Origin of the sequence: Pollutimonas nitritireducens, from assembly GCF_002849615.1 — a bacterium.
Classification (GTDB): domain Bacteria; phylum Pseudomonadota; class Gammaproteobacteria; order Burkholderiales; family Burkholderiaceae_B; genus Pollutimonas; species Pollutimonas nitritireducens.
Genome location: NZ_PDNV01000006.1, coordinates 299206 through 312024, shown reverse-complemented (window position 1 = coordinate 312024; position 12819 = coordinate 299206). Strand labels below are relative to the sequence as shown.

10 protein-coding genes are annotated in these 12819 nt (G+C 55.2%); 6 read left to right on the top strand and 4 right to left on the bottom strand.

Annotation, left to right across the window (positions count from 1 at the left end):
- Nucleotide 1: 1 nt before the first annotated feature.
- The 6 genes from CR155_RS11210 to CR155_RS11185 all read left to right on the top strand — a co-directional run bounded on the left by CR155_RS11210 (nucleotide 2) and on the right by CR155_RS11185 (nucleotide 6886).
- The gene (locus CR155_RS11210) at nucleotides 2-751 is read left to right on the top strand and encodes an SDR family NAD(P)-dependent oxidoreductase (RefSeq protein WP_102070104.1); all 750 of its coding nucleotides are present in this window, start codon (nucleotides 2-4) and stop codon (nucleotides 749-751) included.
- A gap of 71 nt (nucleotides 752-822) precedes the next feature.
- On the top strand, nucleotides 823-2028 hold the full coding sequence (locus tag CR155_RS11205) for an acetyl-CoA C-acetyltransferase (RefSeq protein WP_102070103.1): 1206 nt from the start codon (nucleotides 823-825) through the stop codon (nucleotides 2026-2028).
- A 396-nt stretch (nucleotides 2029-2424) separates the two neighbouring features.
- Nucleotides 2425-3213 (top strand): IclR family transcriptional regulator, encoded by a 789-nt coding sequence (locus tag CR155_RS11200; RefSeq protein WP_102070102.1) that lies wholly within the window; start codon nucleotides 2425-2427, stop codon nucleotides 3211-3213.
- Entirely contained in the window at nucleotides 3210-4004 is a 795-nt protein-coding gene (locus CR155_RS11195) for an IclR family transcriptional regulator (protein WP_102070101.1), read from the top strand. The genes CR155_RS11200 and CR155_RS11195 overlap by 4 nt, the downstream gene beginning before the upstream one ends.
- Nucleotides 4005-4144: 140 nt before the next feature.
- Nucleotides 4145-5425: an acetyl-CoA hydrolase/transferase family protein gene (locus tag CR155_RS11190; RefSeq protein ID WP_102070100.1), complete on the top strand. Its 1281-nt coding sequence runs from the start codon at nucleotides 4145-4147 to the stop codon at nucleotides 5423-5425.
- Nucleotides 5426-5821: 396 nt separating this feature from the next.
- Complete coding sequence (locus CR155_RS11185) at nucleotides 5822-6886, top strand: Bug family tripartite tricarboxylate transporter substrate binding protein (RefSeq protein WP_102070099.1); 1065 nt, start codon at nucleotides 5822-5824, stop codon at nucleotides 6884-6886.
- A gap of 628 nt (nucleotides 6887-7514) precedes the next feature.
- Here CR155_RS11185 and CR155_RS11175 read toward each other — a convergent pair.
- From CR155_RS11175 to CR155_RS11150, 4 genes are all read right to left on the bottom strand, one after another.
- Entirely contained in the window at nucleotides 7515-8693 is a 1179-nt protein-coding gene (locus CR155_RS11175) for a thiolase C-terminal domain-containing protein (protein ID WP_102070098.1), read from the bottom strand.
- Nucleotides 8694-8703: 10 nt separating this feature from the next.
- Nucleotides 8704-9114 carry a Zn-ribbon domain-containing OB-fold protein gene (locus CR155_RS11170; protein WP_233214171.1) on the bottom strand — a complete coding sequence of 137 codons (411 nt, stop codon included), beginning with the start codon at nucleotides 9112-9114 and terminating at the stop codon, nucleotides 8704-8706.
- An 808-nt stretch (nucleotides 9115-9922) separates the two neighbouring features.
- Entirely contained in the window at nucleotides 9923-11188 is a 1266-nt protein-coding gene (locus CR155_RS11160; protein ID WP_102070095.1) for a CaiB/BaiF CoA transferase family protein, read from the bottom strand.
- 1068 nt (nucleotides 11189-12256) lie between these two features.
- On the bottom strand, nucleotides 12257-12814 hold the full coding sequence (locus CR155_RS11150; protein WP_102070094.1) for a DUF2889 domain-containing protein: 558 nt from the start codon (nucleotides 12812-12814) through the stop codon (nucleotides 12257-12259).
- Nucleotides 12815-12819 lie beyond the last annotated feature (5 nt).

Sequence of the window (12819 nt, the reverse complement as noted above, 5' to 3'; positions counted from 1 at the left end):
AATGGATCTAGGACTTAAAGGAAAAGTAGCTATCGTAACCGGTTCGGCGCGTGGTCTTGGTGCGGCGACGGCCCGTCGGCTAGCGCGGGAAGGCGCAAGCGTGGTTATTACAGACATCACCGAAGGCTCTGCGCAGGAGGTGGCGGCGTCGTTGCGAGACGAGGGCCTGAGCGCTCACTGCGTTGCGGGCGATATAACGCGGGCGCAGGATGTAGAGCGCTTGGTGGAAGAAACCGTGAGCACATTCGGAAACGTTCATATTCTTGTCAACAACGCCGGCTTCCCGCGTGATAAATACTTGGTCAAGATGTCGGAAGACGACTGGGATCAAGTTATGAACGTCATGCTAAAGGGCGCGTTCCTCGCGACACGGGCGGTGATGCCATCAATGATAGAACAGGGTTGGGGACGCATCATTAATATAAGTTCACGTGCCCATTTCGGCAACCCTACGCAGGCAAACTACTCCGCGGCAAAGGCGGGACTGATTGGCATGGCAAAGGCGCTATCACTTGAAGAGGGCCGCTACGGCATTACGGCCAACTGCGTCGCGCCCGGCTTCATGGATACCGAGATGGTGCAGGCCCTGCCCACATACGAAACCATCAAGGAACGGGCAATACAGTCTCAGCCGGTCAAACGGGCCGGCCATCCGGACGATGTGGCCAACGCGGTTGCGTTTCTGGCCAGCGAGTGCGCCGCCTTCATTAGCGGTGAAGTACTGCACGTGACAGGGGGCCGCTACGGTTAACTTGGGCAGCGCCACAAGCTGACCCTTTTGTAAACACATGAACGCGGCGCGAGGCCGCCAAGGAAGTTTTGATGAAGCGAGCCGCTATTGTCTCTCCGCTGCGAACGCCCGTAGGCAAGTTCGGAGGAGGGCTGAAGAGTATGCCTGTTGAGGAATTAGGCGCTATTGTCGCGCGTGCCGTTGTCGAGCGCGCCGGCCTGGATCCTGCGCGCATTGACGACGTGATATTTGCGCAGAGCTACATGAATGGAGAGACACCCTGCACGGGTCGCTGGGTGGCTTTGCAGGCCGGTTTTCCGATAGAAGTCCCTGGCATGCAGCTAGACCGCCGGTGTGGCGGCGGATTGCAGGCCGTGGCCACTGCGGCGATGATGGTACAGACCGGCGCGGCGGATGTTGTCATGGCAGGCGGGGTGGAAAGCATGAGTAATGTCGAGTACTACACTACCGGGATGCGGTGGGGTACGCGCGCGGGCTCGGCAAATCTGTATGATCGGCTGGATAGGGGTAGGGAGCGCTCGCAGCCGGAAGCTCGCTTTGGCAGTATCAGCGGCATGATCGAAACAGCGGAAAACTTGGCGCGAGACTACGACATCACACGCGAGGACTCTGATGCTTTCGCGGTGCGCAGTCATATACGCGCTGCAGCTGGCTGGAAGAAGGGCTTGTTTTCCGATGAGATAGTGGCCGTCAAGGTTCCACAGCGCCGGGGAGACCCCGTCGTTGTTGACTGTGACGAAGGCGTACGCGGAGATGCCACTATCGAGGGTTTTGCCGGCTTCAATTCAATAGTCCGCGATGGTGTCGTGACAGCGGCTAATGCATGCCAGCAGAACGATGCCGCCTCTGCATGTCTGGTGGTTGCCGAAGACAAGCTGCATGAACTCGGGCTGGAGCCTTCTGCATGGCTGGTCGGGTGGGCCGCGGCAGGATGCGAGCCCTCGCATATGGGGATAGGCCCGGTTCCGGCGGTTCAGAAACTGCTGGCTCGTACAGGCCTGAAGTTTGACCAGATGGATTTGATCGAGTTGAATGAGGCTTTTGCCTGCCAGGCGCTTGCGTGCGTTAAGGGCTGGGGCAGTTCTATGGACGAGCTTGAAGACCGCCTCAATGTCAATGGCTCTGGGATATCCTTAGGACATCCCGTGGGCGCCACAGGAGTGCGGATTATGACGACATTGTTGCACGAGCTCAAACGCCGCAGAGCGCGCTATGGGCTCGAAACAATGTGCATTGGCGGAGGGCAGGGGATCGCCGCGATTTTCGAACGAGTCTAGACCTCCACCGCCGCGATGCGCCAGCCGGCTGATCCATCCTTGCATTAAGCCAGGTAGGACGGCCGGTTCTCGTCCGCAATGAGACACGTTGTGACGTGCGATTACGGTGGCAGAGACTAACACGCCGGATAACCCGGGGCGCCGTCGCAGCAAAATATCCGACACAGAGCTGGCGAGAAAAAACCTGTGCTTGGCTTGGGCCATACAGATGCGAACCGCCGTCATTGCCGTGCGCGCCATGCAGCACGTGGACAAAGAATCAGCGCGATCCTGTCATCGCGGAACAGCCCTCATTTTATCGGCGAATTGGTTGGCGGGCGGTTAGACTTGGGCTATAGCAGCCTCGGTAGCCGGGCACTTCCGTGCGCACGCGGCGGCACATCACTAGAGTGGATCATGTTAACAACTAGCTCGCCTAAGTCAAGTTCGTCGCGAGGCGTCGTGGTGCCTTTTGCCCGTGCCCTCGAGCTTTTGGCAGCGTTCACACCTGACAAGAAGTGGCTGGGCAATAGCGATCTGGCCATGCGGACCAAGTTGCCAGCCTCTACGGTTACCCGGATTGTGCAGACACTGGTGACGCTAGGTTACCTGCGCCATGATGCAAAGAACCGCAAGTATCGGCTGGCTCCGTCTGCCCTGACGCTCGGGTATGGTGCAACTGCCAATTCTGAAGTACAGCAAGTGGCCTACGTATGCATGCAATCATTCGCGGAACGTCATAAAGTACATGTGAGTTTAAGCTCGCGTGAGCGGCTTGACATGATCGTACTTGAGAATTATAGAAGTGTAGAGTCAACGCTTACATTCAACCTGCACGTCGGCGTTAGGCTCAGTATTGCGTCTTCTCCCGTGGGGTGGGCGCTGTTGGCTGGATTGCCGGAACTTGAGCGCTATTACCTTTTGGAAAATATCGAACGGCGAATGCCGCTGGACTGGCCGCGGCTGCGCCGCAGGGCTCTCGAAGGGCTTGCACAAGTAAGCCAGATGGGATTTTGTACCTCGCTCGGCGAATGGGATAGTGAGATTGGTATTGTCGCCGCGCCGATGCTGGTGAAAGATTACGCCCCGTTGGTATTGACGTGCATAGGATCCAGCCAGACGATGACGCGCTCAAGGGTGGAGCGGGAGATTGGCCCGCAACTAGTCGCGATGGCTGCGTCCATCCGTCAAAAGGTGTCTCAATGATGATCAACAAGGCGGACCCCGTTAGGGAAACGGTCCTGACTGTGCGGCGTGGTATGCAAGTGTTGCGCGCGTTTCGCTCCGATCGCGCACCGCTCTCAAATGCCGAACTCGTGCGGCGCACGGGGCTGCCGAAGTCGACCATTTCGCGCCTGACCACCACGCTGCTTAATCAGGGGTTCCTCAGGCACGTTCCTGGCGGGCGGGAGTTTGAACTAGGCCCCGCGCCAGCGGGTATCGGACACGCGTATATTGCGGGGAACGAGCTGTTGCAGATTGCCAGCCCTTTTCTGCAAAAGCTCGCTGATGAGCTCGATGTCTCAGTAGCCCTCAGTATCCGCGACGAGCTTGAGATGCTTTACGTTGGCTACCAGGCAAGCCACAAAGTAGGGACCCTACGGCTGGGCGTGGGGTCGCTTTTGCCGCTAGGCAGCACGTCGATAGGTCGGGCCTATATGTGGGGTCTACCGGTACATGAGCGCGAGCATCTGCTTGAACTGTTGCGCCGTAACGCGGGATCTACCGCTGATTCGTTGATGTGTGAAATTGAGGCCAGCTTCGTCGAGTTGGAGCAGACCGGCATATGTTCCGTGCTTGCCGGCTTCCAGCGCGATGCGTATGGCATCGCGCTGCCTGTAGTTATTGGCCGAAAAGGCATTGTTATGAGCATGAGTTGCGGCAGAGCCCGCATTCAGCCAGACCTTGCCGCGGAAAGAAAGTTGATTACGCCTAAGCTGGTCAAAGCTGCGGAACAGTTTCAAGATCTGCTGGCGGATTTCAATGGCGAGTTGTGAGTGCAACATAGGAAGATACACCATGAGCAAGGACATAACCAAAGATCGGATCCCGAAGCACGGAACGAGGTCAAGGAAAAATTGACGGGCCCTCGGCAAGCACGCATGCTGACTATCATCACTTTGGGACTGCTCGCAATATGTGTCCAGCATCAACGCCTAACCTAGCGCAGTACATTCGGCCCGGCGATACAATCACATTCGGGCAAGCGGACGCCCAGCCTCTGACTCTGCTTCGCGCACTCGCTGCCCAGCGTCACGCCATTGGCAGAGTTCGTCTTTTTCTTGGGATGGGACAGGGCCTCCAAGATATTCTGCGGCCCGAGTATGCCGATACGTTCGACTACCTTGCCTATTGTGGCACCGGCTCAAACCGCGAACTGTCCAAGGCAGGCGTGTTGGACATCATTACGGAGAACTATTCCGCGATACCCTCGCTACTCGAGAACGGCTCGCTGCGAGCCGATATTGTCATGCTCCAGTTATCCCTCCCCGATAAGCAGGGGCGATATAGCCTCGGCATGGCACGCGAGTATCTTGTGTCGGCGCTCCACAACGCTCGCGCTATTCTCGCCGAGGTAAACCCGTCAACGCCATGGACTTATGGTGGCCCCTATTTGCACGAACACGAGATAGATCTCCTAATTGAAAGTGAAACCGAGGACTGCAGCACTAACCTTGAAATCGATGAACCTGGGCCTATAGCTATAGCGATCGGGCGTAACGTAGCATCTATCGTGCAAGATTGCGCAACACTGCAAACTGGCATCGGATCCATGCCAGACGCCATTCTGGCCGCACTGGTCAATCATCGAGACCTCGGCCTGCACTCGGGTAGTCTCGGGGAAGGTATCATCAGGATTGCCGAGTGCGGCGCATTAACGAATGCACGAAAAGGAGTGGACGTAGGCTTGACGATCGGCGGCATACTGATGGGCGGTCCACGGCTAAGGCGCTTTGCGCATCGCAATCCGCAATTAGAATTGCGCAGTACGGCTTACACACACAACGCCGACGTGCTTGCGAGGCTTAATCGCTTTACCGCCGTCAATTCGGCAATAGAAGTAGATCTCACCGGACAGGTCAATGCAGAAACAGCAGGCGGCAATTACCTAGGCGCTGTGGGCGGCGTGGTAGATTTTCTGCGGGGTGCCAATGCAAGTAAAGGCGGCGTGCCCATCATTGCGCTGCCGTCAATGGCTTATGACAAGAGCCGTATTGTCACATCATTGAATGGGCCGGTTACGGTGCCCCGCAACTGCCCCTGTGTAATCGTGACCGAGCATGGCATTGCCGACCTTAGGGGCTTGACGCTTTCGCAGCGTATCGACCGCATGATAAGCATCGCCCATCCCGCGCAACGGGATGACCTTGAAAGCGCGATAAGTGCGCAATCCCCTCAAGGTTGGAAAACCCGATGAATTAACTGGGGCGCATTCATACTCGACTCGCCACGGCTGGTTATAGCTGGCCCCCACGCTACGGCGGTTCACCTACACAACCCCGCAGTCGCGAAATTGCGTAATATCACTTTGCCGTGCTTGATGCAGTGCAGGTTTTCCCCATAACATTGCCGCCGCCTATGCATTGACAGCAAGTAAGCAGTCCACAACAATGAATGAACGTCCATTTAATATAATCACACACTATGATGAGCGTGTGATACTGAGTCCAAGGATCATGATGAACGACGTGGTATCACTGCACTAGGTAGGTCTCGAGGAAAGCGAGCGATCGCGGCGTAATGCGATGAAATTGGTGTGTGAGCACAAAATGCCGTAGATGAAATACATGTTTGAGCCGTAGAAGGCAGCCAAATGAAATACCGCAACTATCGAACGCGATTTTGCACTTCGACATTCGCATTCATCGTGCGCGAACTTATCAACGACAAACGGGAGACAAATATGCAGCAAACTGGAAAATTTTTATTAGCGGCTTTAGCATTGAACCTGTGCTTGCATGGGGGTGTTGCGCGCGCGGAGAGTTACCCATCTAGAACGATCACGACTGTCAGTGGTTATGCCGTGGGGGGGCTTAGCGATACCATGACTCGCTTGATAAATGAAAAAATAAGCGCGGAACTGGGCCAAAGTGTCGTGATTGAAGTCAAGCCCGGCGCAGCGACTTCAATTGCGTCAGTTCATGTGATACGAGCGAAGCCAGACGGTTACACAATGCTTATGGGCACGAGCAGTCTTGTCATCAATCCAATTCTCCAGCCCAACCTTGAGCCGCGTGAACCTTTGAAGGTATTAGAACCAGTAGGCACTGCGTATTTCACACCGTTTGCGCTTCTTGTTCGCGACGGCCTTCCTGTTAGCTCCCTGGAGCAATTTGTCGAGTATGCGAAGGAAAATCCAGCAAAATTGACGGTGGGTATCTCCGGCATTGGTGCTGTCAATCATTTGCTGCTCGAACTCTTCAAGCGAGAAGCGAATATTAACGTCGTTCAGGTGGCCTACAAAGGCGCCTCGCCGACGCTCGTTGACCTACAAGGTGGGCACATTGACGCGACGTTTGCCACACCGGCTGACGCCGCTGCGGTTGTCAGCTCGGGAAAGGGGCGCATTCTTGCCGTGACGTCCGAGAACCCCCTCGATATGCTTCCGGGCGTGCCGGCTCTGGCGGAGACTTATCCCGGAGTGGTTGGTGTATTTTGGCAAGGCGTATTCGCACCTAAAGGAACGGATCCAGCAGTCCTTCGACGGTTCGGGGATGCATTATATAAGGCGACGACGGATCCTGAGCTGCGCGCTGCGGTGGCTCAGCGCGGTGTGGTCCTGCAGCCGGGCAATGCGGAAGCGCTGCGCACGCTGCTTCACACGGAAACTGAGAGATGGGGACGCATTATTCGGGACGGGCAGATCACCCTCGAGTAATTGCGAAACACTAGATGTATTTTCCCTATCGTGTTCTATCACATGTTCATGGTGCTTGCGATAGAGAAACAATGTCGGTGCGCAAAGTAATAATGAGCGAAGATGGCAGGTCCCCAAGCGCTTGCTTGATGGCTGGCGGGCGAGTACTTGATGGTCGACGGCTGTTAATGGCCAATTAAAAGGGTCAAAAGTAATGGCCATTGACAACGGCTAGGGCGGCTACAACGAAATTGGCCGCTGATCGGTCACGCTGCTCGGGTGCTAGGCACACGTGCGACGCAAGTACGCTGATGCTCAGCGAGTCAAAGGCAAGGGCGCGTGGACAAGAGCCATTTGGCGCAAGCGCACTACTATCGGGCCGCGATGGCGGGCATCAGGTCACGCCTTCTCACCGCCGCCGGTTTGATGCTGTAACTGGCCACCGCACGCAAGCAAGAATGATTCGCTGCGTTGGGCGAAACGGTTCGCATAGTCGAGGTGATGCCGGCTTCGGGCCTATTCAAAAACCGGGAAACGTTGCAGAAAAATGAGCGTTAGTTATCTCGAATCCTGCAGTTTCTCACTAAGGGAATTGCCCCGAAGCACGTATAAAAACGCGCTTTCGGGTTAACAACATCGACTAGCGTAGTTAGATCCGCTGGTTGGCGAAGATCATGGTGCAGTGGGAAGACAGGATACCGCCTTCGTTATGCACTAAAGCGATCTCCGCACTCTCGACCTGACGTTCGCCCAGCCCGCCACGAAGCTGTCGCACGGCCTCGACAATACCGAATAGGCCACCTGCTGCACCTGCGTGCGCATGAGACAGCATGCCGCCGTGAGTATTCACAGGCAGGCTGCCACCGAGGCGCGTGTGTCCGTCAGCAAAAAAGGCTCCGCCTTCACCCAACCCGCAGAACCCAAGCTCCTCAAGCTCAATCACCGGCACAATGGTGAAGCAATCATAAAGTTCCGCAACATCGATATCCTTAGGAGTTACACCAGCCATGTCGTACGCGACGCGGCCGGATTCGGTTGCCCCGAACTCTGACAGACTGGGCGCGCACATAAGGTGCTCATGCGTGTGATATTCTCCAATGCCCGCAAGAAAGACAGGCTTTGCCTTCAAATCCATTGCCCGTTCAGCAGAGGTCACTATAAAAGCGCCGCCGGCGTCAGAAATAAGGCAGCAGTCGAGCATGGTCAAGGGATCTGCGATCGGCTTGGACGACAGCACCTGCTCAACGGTCAACGGCGTACGCATGTGCGCGTTGGGGTGCCTGCAGGCGTGCTCGCGCGTGCCGACCGCTACGTGTGCAAGTTGCTCGCGGGTCGTTCCATAAGTATGCATATGCCTTTGGGCGACCATGGCGTAGAAACCGGGAATGGACGGCCCATACGGTTGCTCAAAGTATGGATGGCCGACTGCAAGCAGCGAGGCGACTGCCGCGTCACGTGAGATTCCCGTTGCACGGTTCTCCCCAGCGCATACGAGAACAATTTCAGCCTGCCCGGAGACAATCGCTTCCGCAGCGTGTTTCAGCATGATGCCCGGGCTTGCCCCGCCGACAACCATCGACGCAGTAAATCGAGGTTTCAATCCCAGATACTCGCACATCACCGATCCCAACATGAAGTAAGGCTCGGTAAAAGAGTAGGCGGTCAGCAGTCCATCGATGTCAGATGGGCGTAATCCTGCTTCCGCGATAGCACGGCGGGCCGCCTGAGCATTAAGCCCGAGGCCGGACATATTCGGGACCTTTCCGATATCCGACTCACCGACCCCGACGATCGCAACTTTGTTTTTCAATGACTTTACGCTTTTCATCTTCAACCTCTTAACGGACCGCAAGCTGGAATTGCGGAACCACAGTCTCGTCGCCACGCTCTTCGAAAGTAACTCTTACTTCATCACCGATTCGCACGGAAAGCGCATTGTCGCCGACGATATTCGTCAACATGCGAACGCCCTCTTCCAGCTCGATCAGTGCGACAACATACGGAACAAGCGAAACAAAGGCCGGAAGCGGCGCGCGCCGGATGATGGTATAGCTGTATACGCTTCCGGCTCCGGAAGCTTCTACCCACTCAAGCGAATCAGACCAGCATGTCGGACAGATATACCTGGGCATGAAGTGAAGCGTATTGCAGTCCTTGCAACGACGGATTAGGAGTTGTCGCCTTTTAGCGCCGTCCCAGTAGGGCGCAGAATCAGCGTTGGATATAGCCATGGGAAGTGGGTTGTCCACGATTCCTCCAAGTGGTATCAGTGAAATGCCGGTTAAGCTGGGCAAACGACCGCGTGCCAAGCATGCCGGCATCGCTTCGGGCCGAAAGCTAGGACTGGCAGCTTATCGGCCGGCAGCCCAGCGTGTCAACATCGGTTCTACATAGTTCCGTACATTGGCATTCTCGTACGGGTCGGGAGGAATCTGCGCAGGTCAAGCGGCTTACTTTAATTTCAGCCGGCGACCATGCTGCTTTGACCGACTGCTCTGGGCTATCGCTCCGCGGTCAATTTTGCATTCTTCCGGTTCTCGTTTCGTGCGGTTTAGCACGACGACATCGGCGTCAAAATTGGCAAGCGGTATCCTACAGAACGGGCCAGTACTTGGCGTGCGACATTGCCAGTATGCTGCAGACGCCGAAGTTGGTCAGATCTATTCACCAGTGAATCTCCACTTTTTTATTCCAATTCTTGTAGCCCGCATCGGATCATTCCAGGGCCTGTTGAGTTCTGTCTCCAGCGTTCAACACTGGGTGCCGGCGTATTAGCAGGGAAGAACAGAATTCGGCTTCCGGATAGCCGATTCCGCAAGAGTCGGAATCTCGGGCAATAACGGACAGCGATTGGCATCCAGCTCCCGAATCTTTCTGCTCCGCATAATTTCTGCAAGCATCGGGAGGATCCTGTTATCAGTCATTATCTCTTCGTCAGGAAGTCCGAACCCAGTGTTGCTGATCGTTATCATTTCATGTCTCCATAGGTGCAATTCGCGATTTTTGATGAATTTCACGGCACGCGGTATGTGGCGGGCGAGCCTCGTAGGCGAAAGGTCAAACATTAGCTTGCATAGGTAATGCACCAATGACTCCGGCGCGCCTTAAATCCTGAAGACGCTTCTCGTCGTATCCGAGTAACTCCCGCAGCACGTCGTCCGTGTGTGCCCCCAAAGCTGGAGCGCATACGGGATCCGCTAGAGGCGTAGCTGACAATGTTATTGGCAGAGCCACGTTTGGGACTGCACCGCCGGTGTCACTGGAAACCTTGCTGATTAGATCGAGAGCTGATACCTCCGGCGATAGTAAGGCTTGTTCCACAGTGCGAATCGCACCAGCAGGAACACCCGAGCTATGCATGAGATCAAGCCACTCTGAACGTGAACGGCTCTTGAGTACTGTGGCTATCAGCGACAGAAGTGTCTCCCGGTTCTCCCGGCGCAAGGTGTTGGAGCTATACCGTGGATCTGTCGCGAGATCGGGCATTTGTAGCACTTTGGTCATTAAACATTGGTATGTTTTGTCGTTCGCGCATGCAAGATAGATTGGTTCATCCGCCGTGTGAAAGAGGCCAACCGGGCAAGCGGTTGGCTGAGCATTTCCGAACCGATCGGGATTATCTCCGGTCGCCAGAAAAGCCGACGAGAAGTTACCGAGCAGATTAATGCCCGTACCGATCATGGTCGTTTCGACGTACTGTCCTTTGCCCGTGTGGTGGCGGGCAATCACTGCGGCAAGAATGGCGCTGCACGCCATGAGAGCGGTTGTTACGTCCACTACTGAGGGTCCAGCGCGTAACGGCTCCTGGTCGGGCAAGCCGTTCATGGACATGAAGCCGCTTTCAGCTTGAACAATAGGGTCGAAGCCCGTTTTGTGGGCATAGGGGCCTTCTCGGCCGTAAGCAGATATAGAGCAGTAAATAATCGCGTCCTTATATTGCAGCGACTCATAATCCAACCCAAGTCGCTTCATCACTCCGGTCGAAAAGTTTTCGATAACAATGTCTGCAGTGTTAATTAGACCAAGGGCGATATCGCGGCCTTGTGAAGACTTCAAGTTCAAGGCGAGGCTTCGCTTATTCCGATTCGCCCACAGGTAAGGCACTCCCTCTCCTTCGAGGAGCGGTGGATAGTTGCGAAAGGCATCGCCCCCATCACCATTCTCGATCTTAATTACCTCAGCACCGAAGTCCGCTAGCATCATGGCGCAGTAGGGGCCCGCAATGAAATGTGAAAAATCAATGACTCGCAGCCCTTGCAGGGGCAGGGGCGCATTAGCAGGTCGTAATCGAGGTGAAGGTAATTCGGTATGGCAGAATTTCATAACACATTTCTTCAAGAAAATAGGGGAGGGGACGATCTGATGCTCCGCTCTCGCATAAAAGCGACGCGAGGATGACACATGTTACGTTGTGCCGAATCAGTATGCTTCCCCGGGAGTTGCATATGGCAAGGGAGTCTCGAATCCATCCATGCGAGCCGTCGGCCTGCTTGTCGTTCCAGGTGATTCAATATGACGAAGTGACTATACCTCGAAATAAATGGATGATCATTCGATTTTGATGTTATCTACCAGCATGACCAAAGTCAAGTGTTTTGCAGATCTGGCGGTGTACAGGAGAAATAGCCAGCGTGGCATTGTCGATTCAGTTTTTTTGTGTTCTTACCTAAGATTTAATGATAGTAATGAGATCTGAATCAGTTAAAATTGATTGGATAACCATTCGTTTCAGGCGTCGCGCGGCGGAGCACGAAGAGAACATGGCGTTTCTAGTCATATGAGAGCCTGACGAGCGCTATTGCATTACACCCGTGGTTGACCGTAGGAGCACGCCCATCGATCGGGGGGCGATAGAGTACCGTATCAGGTTCTCACTGGACTCCCTCAGCCCCATGGAGTCGGCGGCACATGGGAATTGCAACATAGAACCAGTCCAGGACAACGTCCGCACCTCCCTTCGTCGGAAGTTCTGACCCATCTGGGCAATGATGGTGGCTTTCTTGCTACCGCATACCGACAATGTTCACTCAGGAGCAAGCATTGGAGATCAAGGTAATGGCACGTCGAGGTCTCGGCATTCGGTAGAGAGCGAAGGTGGCTTGTCCCGCAACACCATCAGGCGATATCTGCACAAGGCCGATGCGCAGCAGTACAAGGCGCGGGACGCAAGAATAACGAAGTCAGATCCGTTCTAGGGCTATCTGCATGGAAGGATCGAAGCGGCTCGGCCTCACTGGATTCTGGCAGCTGTGTTGTTGCGAGAGATTCAGGAATGCGGTTATCCGGGTGGCCTCACCCAGCTTAAGGAATTTTTGGACGGCTACAAGCATCGGGAGGCTGAGGCCGATCGTTCGTTTTGAGACGATACCGGGTAAGCAGATGCAGGGTGATTTAACCCATATCCGTCGTCGCCGCGTTCTGCTCTTCATCCGCGCTTTTGAGCTTACGGGATATGATGCCGCCCGCGCGATGAGCGTAGCAAGTATCGGCGAGTTGCGTTGTCTGAGCAGCTGCACTGCTCGTCGCACGGCGATGCGTAAAAGCAGTTTGATAGGCTGTTGTGGCCATGTGCTTAAGCAGTTCTGTGAGATGGGTGCAACCGCATGCGATTGGTATGCGTTCGCCGACCGCACGAAAAAAACCTGGGCCGATTTGAAGCCCTTCCAACTTTTCGTATACGGCAGCGGCTCGCGGACATTCGGGAGACGGGGCGGCCGTGGTGACAGCCGAGACTTTTCGTATGACGAGGTCTTGCCCCAGCACCATGATAATCAGCATGTCGTGCATCAACTCGCCCGCGCTTAGGCTCTTAAGCAACAAGTGCGTTCCTTCACCGCTGATATCCTGCAAGGAGGCCTCGATTTCAAAGTCGCCGTCATCACGAAGAAATCCCTGGCATGTGACATTGCGAGTATGCAGCAGACGCCGAGGTTCGTCAGATCTATTCATAAGTG